The sequence below is a fragment of the Ochrobactrum sp. Q0168 genome, assembly GCF_016427605.1.
GTDB lineage: Bacteria > Pseudomonadota > Alphaproteobacteria > Rhizobiales > Rhizobiaceae > Brucella.
This window is the reverse complement of sequence record NZ_JAELXQ010000007.1, coordinates 1-22138: the sequence shown is the minus strand read 5'-3', so window position 1 is coordinate 22138 and position 22138 is coordinate 1. Positions and strand designations below refer to the sequence as shown.

The window sequence follows — 22138 nt, the reverse complement described above, 5'->3', positions numbered from 1 at the left end:
GGAACAAGGATGTCTTTTTCGTTTATTCGCAAACTCGCAATGGCAACCGCCTTCACTGTGGCTGCCACGTCCGCCTGGGCACAAAATACTTCAACCTGGGAACTTATCCAGTCTACCAAGACCGTGAGACTGGGCTGTGCACAGTCCGAGCCATGGTGCTTCAAGGATCTCACCGGAAGCAATGAGCCAGGCGGCGTGGAGTCCGGCGGAACCGTCTATCGTGGCGTCGCCGTATCAATCGCCAAGGATGTTGCCGACGCGCTCGGCGTCAAGTTGCAGATCGTGGACACCACATGGGGTAATGCAGTCGCCGGCCTGCAGGCGAACCAGTATGACTTCATGTTCCAACTCGATCCGACACCCCAACGCGCCCTGTCTATCGACTTTGCAGGCCCTGTGATGTGGTATCCGGTCGCGCTGCTGGTCAAGAATGATTTCGCGCCGTCCACCTGGGCCGAACTGAACGACCCCAAATATCGCCTTGCAGCGCCTTCCGGCACCACCTTTGTGGATGTCATTAAAAAGAATGCGCCCAATGCAACGCTGGCCACGTTCCAACAATCGAATGAATCGATTGCGGCGTTTCAGTCCGGACGCGTTGATGGTTCGGCATCGACTGGGCCGATGGCCGACGTCACCCGTCTGCGTCTGAAAAGCGGCAAAACCCTTGTTCCAACCCCTGTTGAAGCGCGGCCTTCCAGTGCAGGCGTCCGTCAGGAAACCGACAAGCGCTGGCGCGATTTCCTGCAGGTTGCGGTAACATTCTCCTACGATACAGGCCGCACCCAGCAGCTATACCAGGACTTCCTCGCCTTCCGTGGACTAGATCCCAAGACGGCGGCATCGACCCGCAAGGAAGACCTCATACGATAATCGAGCGGAATCCACCGAGCCAAATAGCCGTTACGATCCCGCACAAATACATGAGACGCGAACTCATCGCGTCTCATATCGGGCCTGATTGCCTCCCTCTCTCCATAGCGAAAGGCAGTCAAGCCGAGGTCGGTCTCGACCACAAAATACAAACGGATTCCGCCATGAATTACACTTGGGACTTCTCCGCTGTCTTGCGCAACTGGGGCATGTTTCTCGACGGCTTTGCCAATACCGCATTGCTGACGGCGACCTGTCTTGCCATTGCACTGCCTTTCGGCCTTGTACTGGCCTTGATGCGGCTATCACATCGTCGCACATTGCGGCTGGCGGGACTTGCCTATGTCAACTTCTTTCGCGCGGCCCCCGCGCTGGTGTTGATCGTCTGGTTCTATTTCGCCTTCCCAGTTCTAATGAACGTGGAGATGACCGCCTTTGAAGCAGCGGTTCTCGCCATCGGGCTGCAATCTTCGGCCTATATGGCCGAGGTATTTCGGGGGGGAATGCAGGCCGTGCGCAAGGGACAGTGGGAGGCTGCAAGTGCAATCGGCCTTGGCAAGGTTGACACGCTACGCTTCGTTATTCTGCCCCAGGCGGTCCGGCAGATGATCCCGGTTTTTCTGATCCGCTTTGCCGAACTCGTAAAAGGCACGACGCTTGCCGGTGTCATTGCCTATGGAGAAACCGTCTATATGGCGAACGAAATTGCGACCCAGACCTATCGTCCGCTGGAGACCTTCACAGCAATCGCCCTTCTTTTCTTCATTCTCATTTTCGGCATCACCAGCTTGTCGAAACTGCTCGAAAAGCGGCTCGCAGCAGGAAGGTAATGCACGATGAACTACACTTGGGACTTTTCCTCGATCATCACGTATCGCCATATTCTCTATGAAGGGCTGGGCGGCACGCTGCTACTATCCATCGTGTCAGTCTTGACCGCGATGGGGATCGGTCTGCTGATGTGTCTCATGCGCACATCGTCATCGCGCATTGCACGGGCCCCAGCCACGATATTCGTGAACTTCTTTCGCAACATCCCGTTTATCGTCCAGCTGTTCTGGCTATTCTATGCGCTTCCAATCCTCACAGGTATGCAGGCAAAGCCGTTTCTCGCCGCCTATATCGCGCTCAGCCTCTATGGTGGCGCCTATTTTACGGAAATCTTCCGGGCAGGCTTGCAAGGCGTCGAAAAGGGACAATGGGAGGCCGCAAAAGCCATCGGTCTTGGCTATGCAAGCACCTTGAACCAAGTGATCGTCCCACAGGCCGTGCGCCGCGTGCTGCCGCCGCTGACAACCCAGGTCATCGAGTTAATCAAACTGACGACCGTTGCCTCCTCCATCTCCTACGCCGAACTTCTTTATGCGGGCAAGCTGGTGGCAGATCAGGAGTTCCGGCCACTCGAAGCCTATACGACCGTGGCGATCATTCTGATCCTGCTTCTATGTCTAGTGGCGATGGCCGGAGCCTGGCTTGAAAACCGCCTGAAAATCGAAGCCCGTTGACCTACAGCCCATCAAATGAACGGAACTGAACATGACTTTCCAGCAATCAGCTGCTCTTCAGCGCGTGGGCACATCCGCAACAATCGCCATGACCCAGCTCGCGCGGGACATGAAGGCGCGCGGCGAGGATGTTATCGCTCTTTCTGCGGGACAACCGGACTTTGATACCCCGCTCCACATTCGGGAAGCGGCCTTTGCCGCCATGCAGCGCGGCGAAACCCGCTACCCTCCGGTCGCGGGCATTCCGGAACTGCGTCAGGCCATCGCCGCCAAATTCAAACGCGAGAACCAGCTCGATTATTGGCCTGAGGAAACGATTGTCTGCACCGGCGGCAAACAGGTAATCGCAAACGCACTCATGGCAACACTCAATCCCGGTGATGAGGTCATCATCCCGGTGCCAGGCTGGGTTTCCTATGCCCAGCTGACTGAGTTTTGCGGCGCCAAGCCGGTTCTCGTGCCGACAGGTGCCAACACGGACTATAAACTGACGCCGGAAGCGCTTGATGCGGCTATCACCGACAAAACGCGCTGGATCATTTTCAACAATCCATGCAATCCCACAGGTGTGGTCTATAGTCGTCCCGAAATGGCAGCGCTATGCGATGTCCTCTTGCGGCATCCGCAGGTCATGATCCTCACGGATGATATGTATGAGCATCTGCGCTATGACGATGTGGAATTTGTAACTTTTGTGCAAGTCGAACCCGCTTTGCGTGACCGCACTCTGACCATGAACGGCGTGTCCAAATCCTATGCTATGACGGGGTGGCGCATCGGTTATGGTGGAGGACCCCGTCAACTGATTGACGCGATGGTAAAGCTGCAAACACAAACCACATCCGGGGCCTGTTCCGTTGCCCAATGGGCTGCGGTTGCCGCGCTCGAAGGCCCGCAAGATTACATTGCAGAAAGTCGCGCCGCGTTCCAAGACCGCCGAAATTTTTTGATTGAACGGTTGAAACAGATGTCCGGCATCGAGTGCACAATGCCGCAGGGCGCATTCTATGCTTATCCGTCGTGCGAAGAGCTCATCGGAAAACGAGCGCCGTCAGGAAAACTCATTGAAAGCGACCAGGATTTTGCACTGGAACTCCTGTCACATTCCAAAGTCGCTGTTGTACATGGCGGCGCATTCGGCTTCGGTCCGAATTTCCGTATTTCCTATGCGGCTTCCCTCGAACAGGTTGCGCGAGCTTGCGACAGAATAGAAGATTTCATCAACCAACTCCAATGAGGGCAACTCAAAGCATTGCGCTTCAAACCGCCTTTTGAGGCACGCCCGCATCCCAGCGAAAGAAAAATCGAAATCTTCAAACCCAACAATCACGTACTGGGTCCAAACAACGAATATATCGAAGGATATTCATCCGCGCCGCGTACCGGAAGATACGATATCGAGATAGACAGCCAGAACAAGAATGCTGCCCTTGATGATCTGCTGCCAGAAGGTATCGACGCCGAGCATGGACATGCCGTTGTCGAGACTCGACATGATGAGCGCGCCGACCAACGCACCGAGTACAGAACCCACACCCCCGCGCATGGAGGTGCCACCGATGAAGCATGATGCAATGGCGTCAAGCTCGCCGCCCAAGCCCGCCGATGGTGTGCCTGCGGCGAGGCGCGAGGTTGTCGTCAGCCCCGCCACCGCCGCCATCAATCCCATCAAGGCGAATACCGCCATCTTGACGAAATTGACGTTGACGCCTGAAAAGCGGGTTGCTTCGGTATTGGAGCCAACCGCATAGATGTGGCGGCCGAACACAGTTTGTTTTGCGATAACGGTGAAGACGCCAAGGATCACCAGCAGGATCAGGACCGGAACCGGCACGCCCTGATAGCTGTTGAGGATCAGGATGAAGCCTAATATCAGGATACCAATGCCGAGAAGCCGCGCAATTTCCATACCAGACGAAAGTGTCTGGAGGTTATGCTTGCGCTTGCTGGCCCGCGTGCGCAACGTCATAAGAATAAGCACGCCGAACAGCGCAACGGCGCAGAGATTGCCAAGCCATCCCGGCAGGTAACCCTGCCCGATATATTTGAATTCTGGCGAAATCGGCGCGATTGTGACACCGCCCATGATCCCGAGCACAATGCCGCGAAAGACGAGCTGCCCGCCCAGTGTGACGATGAAGGAGGGTATGCCAAGATAGGCGGTCAGCCATCCGTTGAAAGCGCCAAGCGCCACACCTAATACAAGAACCGTGCTGATCGTCGCCCATAGCGGCCAGCCGTAAATCACGTCGAGAACGGCGGCGATGCCGCCCAAAAGCCCTAATAACGCGCCAACCGAAAGATCAATTTCACCGGCAACGATGACGAACACCATCGCGGATGCGAGCATTCCCGTGATGGCCATCTGGCGCAGGAGATTGGAAAAGTTGCGCGCTGTCAGAAACTGCGAACGCCCCATCTCGGGATCGTAGGTTAGGACCGCAAACAACGCCCAGATGAGCGCAACCACGATCAAAAGGGCTACGATCTTGTATTCCGCCAGAAATTTTCGAAGGCTTTTGCCCGTCAATGTCATATCATGCACCGGTCAAACTTGAGTATTTCCAGAAAAGGGGTGAAACGATTTGCGTTCAGAAAAGCGTGAAAACACACCGTTACTAGAAGATCAGGCAGCATTGCTAATGGGCTTGCCTATTGCGGCAGCAAGCACCTGCTCCTGAGTTAGATTTTCATTAAGGAAATCGCCGCGCAGTCTACCCTCGCCGATCACCAGAACACGATCGCTAATGCCGAGAACCTCCGGCATTTCGGAAGAGACCATAAGCACTGCAACCCCCTGTTTCGCGAGCGCGAAGATCAGTTTGTAGATTTCATATTTCGCGCCAACATCGACGCCCCTCGTCGGTTCGTCGAGAATGAGTACTTTGGGATCTGGCAGCATCATTTTTGACAATACGGCCTTTTGCTGGTTACCCCCGGACAAGGAAGCAATTTCCAGCATCGGATCAGCGGTTTTTACTTTCAGACGCAGGATTTCGCGCTGGATCGTGGCCAGTTCCGCTTCCTTGTCCAGCAATCCACGCAAGGAAAACCGATCCAGCACCGAGACCGTCATATTATAGCCCACCGGCATAATGGGCAGGATGCCATCCTTCTTTCGGTCTTCTGGCACCATGCAGATACCCTGTCGAACCGCATCGCGGGGCGTGCGGATTTTCAGCTCCCTGCCTTCAAGAAAGACCTGCCCCTCATGCGCTCCGGGCCAGACGCCGAACAGGCTGGACACCAGTTCCGTCCGCCCCGCACCCACCAGCCCGGCGATGCCAAGAATTTCTCCGCGCCGAAGTGCAAACGAAACACTGTCAACGACCTTGCGATTCGGGTTTGTCACATCCCAGCAACTGACATTCCGCGCCTCGAAAACAACGTCGCCAATATCGTGCGGCTCGCGCGGAAACAGGTTTTTCATCTCGCGCCCCACCATCATGGTGATGATGGCTGGCGTGGTGAGTTCCGCCATCGGCCTGGTGGCGATATGTGTCCCGTCGCGGATGACCGTCACCGTGTCGGAAATTTCGGCCACTTCATCCAGCTTGTGGGAAATGTAGACGCAGGCCATGCCTTGCGCCTTGAAGTCCTTGATCAGATCGAGAAGAACGCGCGTTTCGGATGCGGTCAATGCCGATGTCGGCTCGTCGAGAATGAGCAGTTTCGCGTTCTTGTTGATCGCCTTTGCGATCTCGATCAGTTGCTGCTTGCCGCCTGGATAATGATAGACCGGAAGCGCGACATTGATGTCGTGAATCTTGAGACGCGCCAGAAGTTCCGTCGCGCGCGCATTCATCTGGTCATAATCGATAAAGCCCCCGCTCGTGGGCTCTGACCCCAGAAAGATGTTCTCGGCAACCGACAGATGCGGCACCATCATCAGTTCCTGATGGATGATAACGATACCCGCTGCTTCCGTATCGCGAATACCTGCGGCTTTCAGCTCCTGACCTTCCCAGAAAATCTCGCCTGTCCAGGTTCCATAAGGGTAAACGCCTGAAAGCACTTTCATCAGCGTCGATTTACCCGCGCCGTTCTCACCGCAAAGGCCGACACACTCGCCCGCGCGCACCTTCAGGTAAATACCGTCGAGCGCTTTCACGCCGTTGAAGTCCTTACCGATATTGCGCATCTCTAGAAGATATTCGGACATCGCATTCGACCTTGCAACATTGCAGCAGAATAAGCCGTCCGAAAACGGCCACGCCATCTTTCATGGCGGAATTGATTCAGACAACGCTGTCATAGCCAGCATCGACACGTTGGCGAGGCCAGAAGCTGAACTGTGATTTTCAGACTTCCGGCCCCACTATTCTCTCGGGCTATTCGCCGGGACTAGTCCCGGTGAGCCCATCAGGAGAACTTACTTCCCGGAGATCTGCTCCTTGGTATAGAAGCCGTCCTGGACGTAAATGTCGATATTATCCTTGGTCACGGCAGTCGGCGTCAGTAGAAGCGTATCGACCTGCTTGCCGCCATTATCGAGCTTGGAATTGAACTCAGGCTTTTTACCCTTCACCATCTGCACGGTAAGCTTGGCAGCTTCCGAAGCAATGAGTTTCAGCGGCTTATAGACGGTTACGGTCTGCGTCCCGTCGATCAGGCGCTTGACGGCAGCAAGGTCGCTGTCCTGTCCGGAAACAGCAGTCTTCCCGGCCAGCCCCTGCGCGGCAAGCGCCTGGATGGCGCCACCGGCGGTGCCGTCGTTTGAAGCAACAACCGCATCAATCTTGTTCTGCGCGGCCGTCAGAGCGTTTTCCATGATGGAGAGCGCTTCAGTCGGGCTCCATTCCTTAACCCACTGCGAACCAATGATCTTCACTTTGCCGGAATCGACGGCCTCCTTGAGAGCCTTTTCCTGGCCGGCACGGAGAAGCTTGGCGTTGTTGTCCGTTGGCGAGCCGCCGAGGAGATAATAATTGCCTTCCGGCTTGGCCTTCAGGACTGCTTCCGCCTGCATGAAGCCGACGCGCTCATTGTCGAACGAGATGTAGGCATCGATATCGGCATTGAGGATCAGGCGGTCATAGGACAAAACCTTGATACCGGATGCCTTGGCATCGGCGACGACCGCATCAAAAACCTTTGAGTTCATCGGCACGATGACAATGGCGTCAACGCCCTGTGCAATCAGGTTTTCAACCTGCTTGACCTGCTTTTCTTCGTTACCGTCAGCCGACTGCACATTGACCTTGGCGCCCAGCTTTTCCGCCGCCTCAATGAAATAGTCGCGATCACGCGCCCAGCGCTCAACGCGAAGATCGTCAATAGAAAAGCCGATGACCGGATTTTCCGGTGAAGCATAGACCGGCGTGGCCGCCATGGCGCCGATGCCCAAAGCTGCGGCAACCAGCGCGCCGGTCAGAAAATTACGACGTTTCATGCTAATCTCCTCCAAACAACACCGGCTGCTAACCGGTTGATACCAAACCGCGCCCCCGAACGTATTCCGCCCCCGGAGTTCGGCACGACAAAACAGCCCACTTTGGAGCTGCTTATTCTTGAATGGCTGATCCTCCCACAGGCGTTTTGCGCCAAGATCACCCCATCGGGACAATATGCAAAAGCCATACCGCCCTATCCTCAGGAACAATTGATACGTGAAGAAAAATGAATAGCAAGCATTTTTTGATTTACGTACCTCATTTCGCCCCTGCGGCCTGAATCGCGACGCAGGGTCGCGCCTGCAGATAACCTTCCAGACGTTGGTTTCCATTGTGTAATCACGACAGGGCCGATTGTCCGAAACTTGATAAAGCGTCTATATGTTCGGCTGAATTCGCTTCAGACAAGTTCAAGACGGTAGTGATGAAAGCAGCAATCGAGCAACTCTTTCCTGGTTTCGAAATGCACTATGTGGAAACGAACGATGTTCGGTTCGCCGTCATGGCGGGCGGTAAAGGCATGCCTGTTCTGCTGTTGCATGGTTATCCAGAAACCATGGCAGCCTGGCATCGGATCGCGCCGGAACTCGCGCAATCCTGTGCTGTCATTGTGCCCGATTTACCAGGCTATGGACGCAGTCGCATCACTTCCAATCGCGCTGGCGCAGGATCCAAGCGACGTATGGCCGCAAGTCTCGTGGAGCTGATGCAAGCGCTTGGCCACGACCGGTTTGTGGTGATCGGGCACGATCGCGGTGGCCGGGTCGCTTATCGTATGGCGCTGGATCATCCAGACAAGGTGCTTGGGCTCGTCTCCGTTACGGTCGTACCGACACCGGAAATGTGGGAAGGCGCCAGCAAGGCCTTCGGTATGGGCGCCTGGCACTGGTTCATGCTGGCCCAGCCAGAGCCGCTGCCGGAAATGCTCTTGTCCGGCAATCCACGCTTCATGATCGATACGACCTTGCAGAAGATGGCGCTTGGTCTCGACAAATTGCATCCGCTTGCACTTGCAGACTATCGGGAAGCCTTTGACAGCGCCGAAGTCAGGCATTGGATATGCGAGGATTACCGTGCCGGCGCTGGCTTAGACGAAACCGACGATCTTGCGGATCGGGCGACAGGACGGCGGATTCATGTGCCGGTTCTGATCTTCTGGGAAGAGGGCCGACGCTATGGCGGCGGGCGTGAACCACTCAGTATCTGGGCGGATTGGGCAAGCGATATTGAGGGGGAAGGACTAGCGGGCGGTCATCTGCTGCCCGAAACAGCAGCCGGTCCCATACTGGCACGACTAGCCCCCTTTCTCTGTAAAATCGATGCCGGTACATCGAATGTTGAGAAGGAAATTAGTCGTTAATCTTATTGAAAATCCCGCCCCATGGCTTTATGCGGAAGCAATCTTCCATATTTTTCCATGGCAGAGACGTAATGAAATTTTGTTTGCCAGGCATCAGAGGAAATCTATTGCGCCGGGCCGACACCCGCATCGGAGGAGAGCCAGAATGGATTTCACGCTGACACGCCGTCAAACATTGATGGGACTTGGTGCAATTGGCATCAGTACGGCTTTCGGCTCCCCTGCCCGCGCTGCGACGCGAAACCTGGCTGTGCTCCATCTGGCAAGCCATGCGCCAAGCTATATCGCGCATGAGCGTGGCTATTTCAAAGAGGCTGGTCTCGATATCGAGTTGAAGTTCTTCGAAGCCGCTCAGCCTATGGCTGTCGCCATCGCATCAGGCGATGCCGATTTCGGTGTGACCGCAATGAGCGGCGGTCTGATCAGTTTGGCCGACAAAGGCGCGATCAAGGTGATCGGCGGCGCGCTCGCAGAAGAAAAAGGCATTGTCGGCAATGTCATTCTGGCCTCCAACAAGGCCTATGAAGGTGGGCTGACTGATCCGTCTAAGCTGGCAGGACACAGCTTCGGCATCACCATGGCGGGATCGTCATTTCATTTCATGGCGCACAAGATCGCCAAGGCCAACAATATCCCGCTTTCTGAAATCCAGCTCCGCCCATTGCAGAAACTCGGCGCTGTTGTTGGCGCTCTGTCGACCGGTCAGATCGATTCCTGGGCGATCCAGCCCAATATCGCCAAAAAGCTCATCCGCGAAGGCGCTGCAAAGCAAATCGGCCTCGTTTCCGATTACGCGCCGGATTATCAGGTCACAACGGCATTTACGTCTACCAAGAATGCGCGTGACGAGCGCGCCATGACGGAAGCTTTTGTCAAAGCCTATTCCAGGGCAATCGATGATTATAATGCAGCCTTTGTGGAAAATACCGCAGACGACACGGCGCGCGACGACATTGCAAAGATCGTGCACAAATATGTCGAAAGCGACAGCCCATTCGAGACGGCCAAGCAAAACCTGATTGATGGCGCGATGCGCATCAACAAGGGGTTGGCTCTGTCACTCGGCAGTTGCGTCGAACAGCTCGATTGGTTTCGATCTGAAGGCATGGTCAAGGAAGCTGTCACGCAGGAAAAGCTGTTCGACACATCCTACGTCAAGACGATCTAACACTGGCTGGAACTGACCAAGTTCGAACATTCAGTATCCGGGGCGGTTTTCCGGGTATCTAACCCTTTGGACAATCATCTCAAACCGAGTTGTCATTGTCGGAAGATGGACTTCCGACTGGAGTTGAAATGGATTTGCAGCTTAAGAACGTCTGCCATGCTTATGGTACGGTCGAAGTTCTGAAAGATATCTCGCTCACCATCCCACAAGGGCAGATTGTCTGCCTGATCGGTCCTTCGGGTTGCGGAAAATCCACGCTCCTGCGTTTTCTGGGCGGCCTTGAACGGCCATCTTCAGGCGAGGTGCTGCAGATCGGTTCTCCGCCGAAAGACTCGCTCAATCCTCTCACCTATGTTTTCCAGCATTTTGCGCTGCTGCCGTGGCGCACCGTGGAGGGAAACATCAAGCTTGTGCTGGAGGGCCATGGCCTCGGCCAGACAGAGATGAACCGGATCGTCACCAATGTACTGGAACGCACCCGGCTTTTAGATTTCCGGCAGGCTCTACCGAAGCAATTGTCGGGCGGTATGCGTCAGCGTGTGGCGATTGCGCGCGCCTTGTCGGTGCGTCCCGCTGTCATGCTGATGGACGAACCTCTGTCAGCGCTCGATAGCCAGACAAGGGAACTGCTGATGGACGATCTGATTGCGCTGTGGACACGCCAGCCATTCACATCCGTCTATGTTACGCACAATCTCAACGAGGCAGTGCGGCTCGGTCATCGGGTGGTAGTGCTTTCGCGAAGGCCGGGCCGTATCAGGGAAATTGTCGATATCAATATCCCCCTTTCCGAGCGTCATCTTGGCGATCCCGTTCTTGAAGATAAGCAGAAACAGCTTTGGGAGCTGATGCGGGCGGAAGCGCAGGCGGCGGACCAGGAGTTGATCAATGGTTGATATCTCAGAGATGAAGCAGCCCGGCCAGGATGTTCGCCCGGTGCCCTTCCGGGGTGGTGGCTTCGCACCCCAGCCGGTGCGCCATATGGCCTTGATCCTGTTCGTAGCGCTGCTGGCTCTCGCGGAAATCGGAACCCGCAGCGGCTTCATTTCCAACCTGACATTGCCGCGCCCGTCTGCTGTGCTCGAAACCTTCGTCCAGCTGTGGCAGACCGGCTTGTTGTGGCAGCATCTACTGCCATCGCTGCGGCGGCTTGTTATCGGCGCCAGCCTTGGTATCGCGGTCGGTGTCAGTCTCGGCGTAATGATCGGCTTGTTCAGCTATGTACGCGCCGGTCTGGTGCCGCTCATCGCAGCCCTCTTCCCGATCCCTAAGATTGCGCTTCTGCCACTCTTCGTAATCTGGTTTGGCATCGACGAAATGTCGAAATATATGCTCATTGCCTTCGGCACCTTTACACCCACCGTCGTCGCCACTTATGGCGCGGTCGATAATGTGGATCGTTCGCTTGTGCGCATGGGTCAGAGCTTCGGTCTCGGATGGTGGTCCATCGTGCGCAAGATCATCCTGCCTGGTGCCTTTCCGGCGATCCTGTCGGGATTGCGGGTGTCAATCTCCATCGCCATTATTCTTCTGGTCGCGGCTGAAATGCTCGGCGCCCAGTTCGGCGTCGGTTCCTATATTCTTGAAGCGGGATCGCTCTACGATCTTGAAAAGCTGTTTGCAGGGGTGACGATCCTGTCGGCGATGGGGCTGATCGTCAATTTCATCATCGGGCAGATCGAGAAGCGCTTCCTGACCTGGCGGGGCTGATCGAAGTGATGCTTCCCCACCCGGCTTGGTAATGCGACGCCATCAGTTTTTGGAAGGCAAGCCAAGGATTTGACGAACACCGTCCTTCGAGAAAGGTTGGGCCAATTGTGCAAGAAAACCCTTTGCGACCTGCCCCTTGATGCCGATGTCTGTAGATGAGGATCGATCCGGATTGAGATAGGTCCGGAAAATCAGGTCGAACAAGACGATGTTCTCGCCGTAATTTGTATTTCCTTCACGAATATCCTTTGAATGATGCCAGCGATGGAGCCGGGGCGTACTAAACACATAGTCAAATATCCCCGTTCGCATGTCGACATTGCAATGGGTAAGAATGCCTGCAAAGGCAGTGACGGCGCCCAGCCACCAGAAAATATGCAGCGGTGCACCCAAGAAATAAAGCGGAGCTTGGCTCAGCGCTATCTTGAACAGGGAGTCCATGACATGAAACCGTCCGGTATTGACCACCCAAAGCCGGGTCACAGAATGATGCAATGCGTGGAAACGCCAGAAGAATAAACGTTCGTGCGCAATGCGATGCGACCAATACAGGCCGAACTCTGCAATGATAACCGCCAGCGTCACCTGGAGTACGAAAGGCAATGTCGATGGCCAAAAACTGAACTGAAGTCCGGCCAACGGCTGCAGGAAGCTCGCGGCTATCATGGGGAACAGCGCCGCGGAAAGTGCTGCGACTTGAACGAGCCCCTTGGTCAACAACGTATGGGCGATGTCGTTGAAGGCTTCGCCATCTGCCTCGAGCCAGCGATCCTCATATGGAATGATGCGTTCCATGATAAACAGCGTGGCGACAGCAATGGCGTAGACAATGGTGAACAATGCCATAGGGTAATCGCTGTCGAAGGCGAACTTGGCACCAACCAGCCCGGAAAAGAACACCAATGGCCATCCGCAATATCGGAGAGCCCACCTGAATGGCTCAAAGTTCAACGTCACTTTGAAGCTCCTATCTCTATGAACTTCTAATCGTTTCTGCGTAAGAATCTGAACCGCACGGGGTTTACCGGAGGCCATTTCGTTTAAGTTATTCGGCCATGGCTGGTTCGTCCAGCCTAGCGTTATACTTCTCCTCCACTTCGGCTGTCGGAATGTTTCCGATTGGCTCCGGCAGGCGGGGTTGTTGAACCAATCGACCCGCTGGAGGGTAGCGAATTCCACCACTTCGGAGTTCCTCCGAGGCCCACGCCGATGGATGACCTCGGCCCTATCTGGATCGTTGATCGTTTCGGCGAGGGCGTTGTTGTAGCTGTCGGCGCAGGAGCGGGATTGACAGCTGGGGGTATAAGGAATGTTTTGGACGCTTCGCGCACGGCATGTGTTACGCTAATTGTAGTCAGGCGCAGATACCGGCGGATCAACCGGATCTAAAAATCAGACCTAAGGTAAAAATATCTCGATCCAAGTACGGTTAATGAGGTCTGCCCTCAAGTCGCGTATCGCAGTGGGAGCCGGGAACGGCCCGTGTTGCAGCGCTGGCATTAGCTCTCCAGGATAGCCGGCGGCAAGCCGAAGGCTTCGGCGCTCGTCCATCCATATCAATTATCTCAGCTGTTCTCACGTTGAATTCAACGCTCGCCTCGGAGGGGACCATCTATGCGAATATATTGGCGTTGACCTCGTAGAGCGCCGCAATTTCAGCTGCCACGAGCTCCTGAAGCTTCCACAGATTGCGGTCGTGAATGCCTTTTTCTTCCAGATGTTTGACGGTCAAATAAAGATATTCCGCGCAGGAGCCAATATGTCCGCAGGCTCTTGCGAGAGTGCTTGCTACCGATTCCAGCGGCAGACCATTCAAAACGCGGTCTCCACGGGGGCCAGCCCAGAAAGTTAAAGCACGCACAGGCCCGTCCGGTGTATCGGCAGATACCCAGCGGATAGTGGAAGCGTCGCTTATCGAGCTGATTTCGCGGCGGATCAAGCGTTGAATCTGTGCAAGCCTTTCAACTTCAGACAAGCGAAACACGATACCATTGCAACTTCCGCCGCGTCGCAGCGCCAACATAAGGCCGGGCTGGCTTCGAGTACCACGCCAACGGGTAAGTCTTAGGCAGAATGAGCGGTGCCATCCCTTCACGCCACCGTAACGCCAATCTACAGCATCAAAATCTGGCTTCCATATGAGCGAACCATAAGCAAACACCCATAATGGATCGGAGCCGCTTTCAAGATAGAGCTTTTCAGAAAGTGCTTGCACATCCTCATCGGACATTGGAGTCCTGTTCGGTTCCGGGCCGCGATCCACTTCTGGCCGAATACTCAGTGAAACCAACTCCTCTGTCAGCGTCATTCTGGATACAAAGTCAGCCACTACGCTTCTGCCTGTTTACCAATCTTCGCTCAACCACATCAATCATGGAGTGAATTGGCAGTCTGCTCAAGCCTTGAATAATGCCTTTGCATCGTCGAGCTGGCGGATTCTGGAAAAGAGGGTTTCGCGATCAGACAGATGGCGCTCGAACAATGCGATGAACGTTGTATTATCGGCAATATGCGGCAGAGGTGCGGACTGAGCGCGGCGCAGGCTTTCATTTGCTGTCTGTTTAGCCATTTCAACAGCGGCCAGTAATGACGCGATTGTCCCTTGTTCCTTTGCATTTTCGCAATGAGCTGATGAGGAAGAATGCTGATAGTTTGACTGAGCTTGCATCATAATCACATCTCCTATCAATAGCGTTTATGAATAACGGGGTTAAACATCATTCTAGTCGATCTCAAGGGTCCCAAACGAGGCACTCCAAGCTAATTGACCGCGACTCTGTAAAAATTCAGCCCCTGATGAATAAGATGACAGGAAAATCCGCCCCGACCTTTAAGGCTCGCGTTGTTCCATCCGTCTCAGGGTAGAAGGGGCAAGTCAGAAACAGATGATAAGCAACGCTCGAACTGGCCGCGAACGCGCAATATGTGCGTTTATTCCATCTCGGACGGCGGCATAGCTATGAACGACCTGACCCCGCTACTCCGCTATGACCAATTCTTGAAATAACGACAAATAGCGTTCTCCGCTATCCGGCAGCACGGCAACGATGGTCTTTCCAGCGTTTTCCTGACGCTCTGCAATTTGAAGGGCCGCAGCAATCGCCGCCCCGGAAGATGTCCCCACCAGAAAGCCCTCTTCCCGTGCCACTGACAGTGCAGCACGACGAGCCTGCTGCGTTGTCACGGCGACAATTTCATCGACGATAGCCTTGTCGTAGTTCTCAGGCAGAATGGTCTCATCGATATCGGTGACTTTATGAACGCCTTCGATGGTTTCGGCTCTCGGATTTTCGACGGACGGTACAGAGTCAGCCGTGGGCTCCACCAGAATGACACGAAGGGATGGCTTCTTTTGCTTGAGGTATTTTCCCGCGCCTGAAATGGTCCCGCCAGTGCCCACGGTGCTGACCAGAATATCGACTTCACCATCCGTGTCGCGCCAGATTTCCGGACCTGTCGTTTCAAAATGGATTGCCGGATTGGCGGGATTTGACCGCTGGCCCGTGTAATAAGCACCCGGATTTTCGCCGCGAATACGATCAAGCACCTTTTGCAGCGCGCCTGGTTCGAGCAATTCGTCATTGTCGATTAGTACGATTTCAGACCCGAATTGTCGCAGAATGTTGATCTTGTCTTCGCTGATCGTATCACGCAGATAAAACTTGGTCCGATAGCCGTTCGCAGCAGCAACGGCCGCGATACCGATGCCGGTATTTCCGCTCGTCAGATCCACCAAGAGATCACCCGGCTTGATTTTACCGGCGCGCTCTGCATCGCGAATAATCCCCCACGCCGTACGGTCTTTGATACTTCCAGCGGGATTGAGATATTCGATCTTTGCGAGAAGCCGCGCAGAAACGTCATTGCTCTTCTGCAGGCGTGAGAAAGAAACCAGAGGCGTATTGCCGACAAGCTCTGAAAAGCCATTGCGTATTTTACCCATAATCTGCTCCCTTTTGCCAACCGGCATCAATATTCAACGTGTAATTTTCAGCAGCCGCTGAATTTTATTAAGGAAATTATTCGCTTAGTTCACCTGGTGCATAGTTTGGCAATCCATTGAATGCGACCAGTTGGCATCTATATTCACGTGTCGACGCTGTTCGGATCATGATGAATGATGCCCCCTATTCGATAGATTGACCGGATTCGCTTGGGCTTTCCCGATAGCGGTCTTAAGGACCGAAGGCTCCATCTTTTCATACCCTGACCATCGAAACCGTATCCAGCCATTCTGATCTACGAGAAAGCTTGCCCCATCGGAAGTCGGCGTCAGAAGCTGCATGGCCACAGCCGCAGTCTGGTCGGAAACATCGCATTGTGTTGCGGAGCCGTTGCGATCGACAGCAAAGGCTTTGAGATGTTCGTTCTGAAGTTCAAGCAGCCAGAAACTATCGGATTGCCGACCGACTTCATGACGCTTTTCATTGCAATAGACAGCAACCCACGGGCTGGAAGTCGGATAAACCGCACCATCAGGCGCAGGCAGATTGATTGTCCGGGCAGAAGCAATCGTGCGGATATAGTCCACAAGGGACCACGCAGTTTTCGCATCCAGCACCGCTTCAAAACCGGGCATGGATTGCCGACCGTTTTCCAGCTCCCTGCCATGCATAATCGTCCAGAACATTTCGCCGTCGCTGCGATCAGCAAACATGGGTGCCGTCAGATCGGGCGGCCATACCGGATCGCCAGTTGCCTTTTCACCGCGCCCGCGCCCATCATTGCCATGACAGGAGGAACAATATGCATCGAAAGCCGCAGCCCCGCGGGAAATTGCAATCGTTGTGTAGGATGTAGGCGAACGCAAAAAGCTTGCCTCATTGGCATCCTGAACGAACAATCCGATACGTAGTGGCTGGAATAATGCAAAGCCAAAAATCGCAACGAAAACGATAGCTTGCCATCGCCATCTGGGCAGAAACAGACAGCCAATACCGATCAGAAACACCAGCAGAAGTGGTTTGAGGCTGCGCCATGCGGCATCGACCAGAAATGCATCGCCCAGGATATTGTCGCGCAAACGATAGGCAAACGGCCAGATGACATCCTCATGCACGCCTGGTGGTTGTGTCGCTAGAAGAGATGCGGCGAGAAGCACCGCAAAGCCGACCGTAACCTCAAGAATCAGTGCATAACGGAGCCCCTGCCCGCTGGTGCCATCGCGGCTCAACCAGAAACGATTAAGTGCTGCAAGTGTCAGCATGGCAGCCAGAAGCACGGTTTTTACGATCATGATCCTGCCGTAAGTCGTACCAGCCAGACCAGGCAAACCGCCGACCAAAAACCATCCGGCAATTGTAGCGCCAACAACAAGAACTGTAACGAAAACAATGCCAAACAGGGAGAAACGACGCGCAGCGTGAAGTCCCGAACCACGCGAAACACGTAAAAGAAGATAAAGCGGCGGGAGCGAACCGAACCATAGCGCCCCGGCAATAACATGCGCTGAAACGGCCAATGGCAGCCAGGTATCATCAGATGCTGCGGCATGTCCCATGCGGATTTGGAGACCAAGCGCCAAAACAGCGATCAAAAACAACAGGATGCATATGGCTTGAGACTTTACTGCATAAGGCAGAAGCAAAGCGGCAAGCACGATTGCCAAGGCGCGCAGGCACGAAGCAATGCCAAAGGCAGTTCCAAAAAGTCCCTTTGGGAGAAAAGCGTATGCGTCGGAAAAGCTGGTCGCACCTGACAGCAATGAGAGCTGTAGCGGCACCCATAGGACAAGACCAGCGGCACTAATTGCCACCGAATAGCCACAAAGTCGCCACCAGAATCCCACAAAAGCCGTCAATTTGCCTTCACTTATCGTGCTCGGAACAAGCGATATGCGAAAAAACAGAGCGCCAGCGAGCGCTGCGAGGCCAGCGAAATTGAGGCATCGCACAAGCGCAATGACGATATCAATTCCAGTCATTGCGCCCGGCAACCTTAATTAGCAATTTTGAATTTGAACGCGCCCTCGGTGCGATGCGTATCGACCGACGCAGCGCCCCACTCAACCGTATAAGTACCGGGTTTCAAGGTCGGCGGTGTGACCGAAAGCGTCTTGGTGTTGCCGTCAATATGCTCAGGCTTACTGGTCTTGATTGGCGTCCCCTTCTCATCCTTGAGAACAAGTTTGCTAAGACCGAGTTCCAGCGCCTCGGTATATTCGATGGAAACAACCCGAGGCGTTTTATTGAGCACGGCGTCTTCAGCTGGCTCGGATTGTGCGAGATGAGCATGTGCGTAAAGTTGGGTCATCGATCCCAATAAAATCGCCGTTGTACAAATTGCCTTTTTGAGCATTTTCTTTCCTGATTTTACCAGTCTGCATCAAGTCCAAGATGCGCAAGCGCCTGCCTGCGCAGTTCCGTCAGTCGCGGATCGCCGCGATGACGCGGATAACTGAGATCGACTTTCAGCTCGGCTTCGATGCTTGCCGGACGGTTGCCGAAGATGATGACCCGTTGAGCAAGGAAAATCGCTTCCTCGACATCATGTGTGACGAGCAATGTGGTGAAGCCGTCGCGCTGCCACAGATCCAGAAGCTCCGCCTGCATGGCAAGCCGCGTCAAGGAGTCGAGTTTCCCCAATGGCTCGTCCAGAATGAGCAATTTCGGATCATTGACGAGTGCACGCGCCAAGGCCGCACGCTGCGCCATGCCGCCCGAAAGCTGGCGCGGATAGGCATTGGCAAAAGCCGACAGTCCAACCAGCTCAATCGCTTCATCGATGCGGTGTCCCTGAGTTTTCAGCACGCCACGCGTCTGAAGACCCAAAGCAACATTATCCCGCACCGTGCGCCACGGATAAAGTGTGGGGTCTTGAAAGACCACCACGCGGGACGGATTGGGTCCAAGGATTTCCTCGCCATCAGCCAGAATTCGCCCTTCGCTTGGCGGCTCCAACCCGGCAGCGAGCCGCAAGAGCGTGCTCTTGCCACAACCAGATGGCCCCAGAATGGCTACAAATTCACCGGGTTTCACATCAAGTTCAATGTGGTTGAGAACCGGCAATAACTTGCCTTCAAGACCAAAGCGATGGCTTACATTCTCAACCTGAATATGAAAGCCACGGCTTTCATCAACGGAGGCGGCAGGCGTTTGTTTGAGGGCAGCATTCACCATTTCACATCCCCCTTCTGCCAGGTCAGAACATGATCGCGCACGGTAAAGAGCAGGGTAATCAACCCGGAAAACACAATCGCCATAATGATGAGCGCACCATAGAGATTATTATAGGCGGCCCAGCCTTGTGCCCATTGCAGATACCAACCGAGGCCGGATTTGACACCCATCATTTCCGCGGCGACCAGTACCGAAAACGATGCCCCCAACCCCATGAAAAGACCGACAAAAACATGCGGCAATGCTGCGGGGATAGCCACGCGTAAGATCAGAAACAACTGACTGGCGCCCAAAGTGCGTGCGACGTCGTAATATGCCTTGTCGACACTTGCCACGCCCGACCATGTCAGCACCGTAAGCGGGAACCATGTTGCCAGTGCAATGAGAAAGACGGCAGCGGAAAAGCCTGACGGAAAGAAATAGAAAGCCATCGGCAATAGTGCGGTCGATGGAATGGGGCCCAGAAACCGCAACACCGGATGGACCCAATAACCGATTGCTCGCACCCAGCCGATGGAAACACCGGTGACAAAACCAGCAATTGCGCCAAGCACAAAGCCGGAAGCCAGCAGCTTGAACGAGTTATAAAGACTGTCCAGCAGACGCGGCCAGTCATCCAGATAGACTTCGAGCAGAGATGAAGGCGGCTGGAAAAACGGCACTGGAAGCAACGCAAACTTTGCCGTCAACAATTCCCATATGCCAAAAAAAACAGCCAGAGCCGTTAGCCACGGCGACCAGTAAATCAGCCGTTTGCCAAAGGCAGGATAGACCGCGACCAGTGCTGCGCCGATTGCCAAAAAGATCGACCAGCCAATGAACAGGCCATTGGTTTCACGAACGTAAAGCGGCTCGGCAAATCCTACCACAACATTGGGTAGGAAGATCGAAATCGCGCTGACGATGGCCCAGGCGATCACCGCCACAAGTGGCCACAGCGAGCGGCGAAGCGCGGAAGGTAACGTCTTCCCCGCTTCGCCCTTTGATGAGATATAGACTGTGTCAGGAGATGACATTGGCTACGATCTTTTCGGCAAACGCATCCGTGTTGGTATTGGGCCGGATGACATTGATGATCTTGAGTTCGTCCGCGAACAAAGCGACATCCTTGCGCAAGGCGTCACCGGTGGAATGGTGATCATGCGTGTGACTGCGCAGGATACGCGCCACATCAGTTGCCGAGACATTGCCCGGAACAAACGGTGCGAAGATTTCAGCGCTTTCATCGGGATGCGCCGCGGTCCATGATTGTGCTTCCACGATTGCACGCGAGAGCGCGCCAGCAACTTCGGGCTCATCACGGACCAGACTACCGCGCAGGCCCAACACACAGCAGGCGGAATTGACGTATTGACCGTCAAGATTGGTCGCGACTTCCTTGAGACCATCACGCTCGCGCTGGAGGAAGGCGTGAGGATCATCGCCAGCCACGGCCTGCACTTCACCCTTCTTCAAGGCTTCCGCAAAGAGATCGGCCGGATATTGCAGCCACGCGATTTCCGTATCTGGATTGATGCCCTGTTTTGCAGCCTGAATAGCAAAGAAATTGCGGATCGGGCTTGCCTGATCGCTGACGGCAACCTTCTTGCCCTTCAGATCCGCGACCGAATTGATACCGGAATCCGGCGCAGCGAGCAGGCGCATACAACCGCCATGCGTGCCGACCGTCAGCGATACGTCGAACCCCTGCTCCAGTGGCTTCAACCACCGCAGAGCCATACCGATGCCGCCATCCGCCTTGCCTGTGGCAATTGCCTGAAGCAGCTGATCGGTTGGGCCGGAGAAATTGACCGGCTCGACAGTCAGGCCATATTTCTCGAACAGCCCCTTTTTCAATGCGACAGAAATGGGCGACTGGCACACAGCCGTCTGCCCCCAGGCGAGCTTGATCACTCTAGGAGACGACGATGTGCTCTGTGCAAATGCCTTGCGTACAAAACCGCCGGAACCGCCAACGGCTGCCACACCAAGACCAAGAGCGGATGCCTCCAGAAAAGCACGCCGTGATAGATAAGATTTCTTATTCTCGGAAGTCATACGATCACCCTGCTTGTAAATAAAGATGATTGAACTTATTTATATAATCGTAATAATGTCAGAAACTGCTATTTAAAATAATATATAGAATTAAAAATTATTTCTTTTTTATTTCTATTTGCAAACTTGCTTTATAGATATTGCTTTAATAAATTTGATTATCTTTTCGTTGAACATATAATGAGGGGTGTAAATGATTATCGACAGAATTATACTTGTAACGGAAAGGCTTAGATCGCCTGATCGTATGGCGCTCTCATTCTTTGTTTTAACCCGCATCTTGCGTCAACCGCTTCACGCTTTTGGAGATGCGCTCTAAGCACGACGCGCCGGAAGCCCAGCACCACGTGGTTAGAAAGCGGCTCACCGACGACAGTCATTGTCTTCATGCTAGCAGCAATCGACCGATAGGCCGAGAATGCACATTCTATATTCTACTAAATTTATAGAAAATTAGAAACATGCCACTCTGGACTTCGCCATGAGCGTATTTCGATCTAAATGTAGAAATGGGTGGCTAACCCGCCCGAACGACGCTGAGCTCTGGCTTCCTCGCGCCCGAAGCATGAAGAAGTCGCGCAAAGTCTGTGAGGATCTGCGCATAGTCCTCCGCGTGAAATTCGTATGGCAGCTCCAGCCGAAATTCAGACACCAGCGGCAGGACAGGATCGGCTGCGAGTGTTTCCAAAATTTCTTCTGTCGTACCCACAATGTCGGGCAGGAACAACGTACGGCGCGGACCATGGGCGAAACCCGTTCGCTTATCGCGCTCGGCAGCAAATTCGGTATAACGGCGGCGCGCATCAGGACTTGCACTATCGGTGGGCAGGATCACCCGGCCAAGCGCGACACGCGGCGCGCGTTCATGCAACCATTCCTGACGAAACCGGTCGATCAACGCTTGTTGGGCTGTCAGAAAATCATCGGTGTCCTCACCGCTGACAATGTTTCCCGTCAGGAGATTGAACCCAGCC

General features: G+C 54.4%; 20 protein-coding genes and 2 pseudogenes. 8 read left to right on the top strand and 14 right to left on the bottom strand.

Annotated elements, in window-relative coordinates:
• Nucleotides 1–9: 9 nt before the first annotated feature.
• From JAU75_RS13840 to JAU75_RS13825, 4 genes are all read left to right on the top strand, one after another.
• Nucleotides 10–873 carry a transporter substrate-binding domain-containing protein gene (locus JAU75_RS13840; protein WP_199057094.1) on the top strand — a complete coding sequence of 288 codons (864 nt, stop codon included), beginning with the start codon at nucleotides 10–12 and terminating at the stop codon, nucleotides 871–873.
• A gap of 164 nt (nucleotides 874–1037) precedes the next feature.
• Nucleotides 1038–1703 carry an amino acid ABC transporter permease gene (locus JAU75_RS13835; RefSeq protein ID WP_199057093.1) on the top strand — a complete coding sequence of 222 codons (666 nt, stop codon included), beginning with the start codon at nucleotides 1038–1040 and terminating at the stop codon, nucleotides 1701–1703.
• 6 nt (nucleotides 1704–1709) lie between these two features.
• Nucleotides 1710–2378: an amino acid ABC transporter permease gene (locus tag JAU75_RS13830; RefSeq protein WP_199057092.1), complete on the top strand. Its 669-nt coding sequence runs from the start codon at nucleotides 1710–1712 to the stop codon at nucleotides 2376–2378.
• Between the two features lie 31 nt (nucleotides 2379–2409).
• Nucleotides 2410–3615, top strand: coding sequence for a pyridoxal phosphate-dependent aminotransferase (locus JAU75_RS13825; RefSeq protein ID WP_199057091.1), 1206 nt, complete (start codon nucleotides 2410–2412; stop codon nucleotides 3613–3615).
• A gap of 129 nt (nucleotides 3616–3744) precedes the next feature.
• Here the strand turns inward: JAU75_RS13825 and JAU75_RS13820 are convergent, their stop codons facing one another.
• The 3 genes from JAU75_RS13820 to xylF form a co-directional block, all read right to left on the bottom strand.
• Nucleotides 3745–4914, bottom strand: a complete 1170-nt coding sequence (locus JAU75_RS13820; RefSeq protein WP_199057090.1) for a sugar ABC transporter permease — start codon at nucleotides 4912–4914, stop codon at nucleotides 3745–3747.
• 90 nt (nucleotides 4915–5004) lie between these two features.
• Nucleotides 5005–6540 (bottom strand): xylose ABC transporter ATP-binding protein, encoded by a 1536-nt coding sequence (locus tag JAU75_RS13815; protein WP_199057089.1) that lies wholly within the window; start codon nucleotides 6538–6540, stop codon nucleotides 5005–5007.
• Nucleotides 6541–6750: 210 nt separating this feature from the next.
• Nucleotides 6751–7770, bottom strand: a complete 1020-nt coding sequence (xylF, locus tag JAU75_RS13810) for a D-xylose ABC transporter substrate-binding protein (RefSeq protein WP_199057088.1) — start codon at nucleotides 7768–7770, stop codon at nucleotides 6751–6753.
• A 425-nt stretch (nucleotides 7771–8195) separates the two neighbouring features.
• Between xylF and JAU75_RS13805 the strand changes: the two genes are divergently transcribed.
• The 4 genes from JAU75_RS13805 to JAU75_RS13790 all read left to right on the top strand — a co-directional run bounded on the left by JAU75_RS13805 (nucleotide 8196) and on the right by JAU75_RS13790 (nucleotide 12009).
• The gene (locus JAU75_RS13805) at nucleotides 8196–9131 is read left to right on the top strand and encodes an alpha/beta fold hydrolase (RefSeq protein WP_199057087.1); all 936 of its coding nucleotides are present in this window, start codon (nucleotides 8196–8198) and stop codon (nucleotides 9129–9131) included.
• Nucleotides 9132–9276: 145 nt separating this feature from the next.
• The gene (locus JAU75_RS13800) at nucleotides 9277–10299 is read left to right on the top strand and encodes an ABC transporter substrate-binding protein (protein WP_199057086.1); all 1023 of its coding nucleotides are present in this window, start codon (nucleotides 9277–9279) and stop codon (nucleotides 10297–10299) included.
• 128 nt (nucleotides 10300–10427) lie between these two features.
• The gene (locus tag JAU75_RS13795) at nucleotides 10428–11195 is read left to right on the top strand and encodes an ABC transporter ATP-binding protein (protein ID WP_199057085.1); all 768 of its coding nucleotides are present in this window, start codon (nucleotides 10428–10430) and stop codon (nucleotides 11193–11195) included.
• On the top strand, nucleotides 11188–12009 hold the full coding sequence (locus tag JAU75_RS13790) for an ABC transporter permease (protein ID WP_199057084.1): 822 nt from the start codon (nucleotides 11188–11190) through the stop codon (nucleotides 12007–12009). The genes JAU75_RS13795 and JAU75_RS13790 overlap by 8 nt, the downstream gene beginning before the upstream one ends.
• 42 nt (nucleotides 12010–12051) lie before the next feature.
• Here JAU75_RS13790 and JAU75_RS13785 read toward each other — a convergent pair whose 3' ends face one another.
• The 11 genes and pseudogenes from JAU75_RS13785 to JAU75_RS13735 all read right to left on the bottom strand — a co-directional run.
• On the bottom strand, nucleotides 12052–12912 hold the full coding sequence (locus tag JAU75_RS13785) for a sterol desaturase family protein (protein ID WP_247880497.1): 861 nt from the start codon (nucleotides 12910–12912) through the stop codon (nucleotides 12052–12054).
• Between the two features lie 142 nt (nucleotides 12913–13054).
• A pseudogene (locus JAU75_RS13780) lies at nucleotides 13055–13290 on the bottom strand (IS3 family transposase); the annotation flags it as partial.
• A gap of 331 nt (nucleotides 13291–13621) precedes the next feature.
• Complete coding sequence (locus JAU75_RS13775; RefSeq protein WP_199057270.1) at nucleotides 13622–14317, bottom strand: gamma-glutamylcyclotransferase; 696 nt, start codon at nucleotides 14315–14317, stop codon at nucleotides 13622–13624.
• Nucleotides 14318–14404: 87 nt separating this feature from the next.
• On the bottom strand, nucleotides 14405–14680 hold the full coding sequence (locus JAU75_RS13770; RefSeq protein WP_199057082.1) for a hypothetical protein: 276 nt from the start codon (nucleotides 14678–14680) through the stop codon (nucleotides 14405–14407).
• Nucleotides 14681–14986: 306 nt separating this feature from the next.
• A complete protein-coding gene (locus JAU75_RS13765) occupies nucleotides 14987–15952 on the bottom strand; it encodes a cysteine synthase family protein (RefSeq protein ID WP_199057081.1) in 966 nt (321 codons plus the stop codon).
• A gap of 165 nt (nucleotides 15953–16117) precedes the next feature.
• Nucleotides 16118–17932 carry a CopD family protein gene (locus tag JAU75_RS13760; RefSeq protein ID WP_199057080.1) on the bottom strand — a complete coding sequence of 605 codons (1815 nt, stop codon included), beginning with the start codon at nucleotides 17930–17932 and terminating at the stop codon, nucleotides 16118–16120.
• Between the two features lie 14 nt (nucleotides 17933–17946).
• Complete coding sequence (locus JAU75_RS13755; protein WP_199057079.1) at nucleotides 17947–18306, bottom strand: copper resistance protein CopC; 360 nt, start codon at nucleotides 18304–18306, stop codon at nucleotides 17947–17949.
• A 14-nt stretch (nucleotides 18307–18320) separates the two neighbouring features.
• Entirely contained in the window at nucleotides 18321–19127 is an 807-nt protein-coding gene (locus tag JAU75_RS13750) for an ABC transporter ATP-binding protein (protein ID WP_199057078.1), read from the bottom strand.
• Nucleotides 19121–20143 carry an ABC transporter permease subunit gene (locus JAU75_RS13745; protein WP_199057077.1) on the bottom strand — a complete coding sequence of 341 codons (1023 nt, stop codon included), beginning with the start codon at nucleotides 20141–20143 and terminating at the stop codon, nucleotides 19121–19123. The genes JAU75_RS13750 and JAU75_RS13745 overlap by 7 nt, the downstream gene beginning before the upstream one ends.
• Nucleotides 20130–21164, bottom strand: coding sequence for an ABC transporter substrate-binding protein (locus JAU75_RS13740; protein WP_210339309.1), 1035 nt, complete (start codon nucleotides 21162–21164; stop codon nucleotides 20130–20132). Before JAU75_RS13740 ends, JAU75_RS13745 begins: the two co-directional genes overlap by 14 nt.
• Nucleotides 21165–21681: 517 nt before the next feature.
• Nucleotides 21682–22138: pseudogene (locus JAU75_RS13735) on the bottom strand (LLM class flavin-dependent oxidoreductase); the annotation flags it as partial.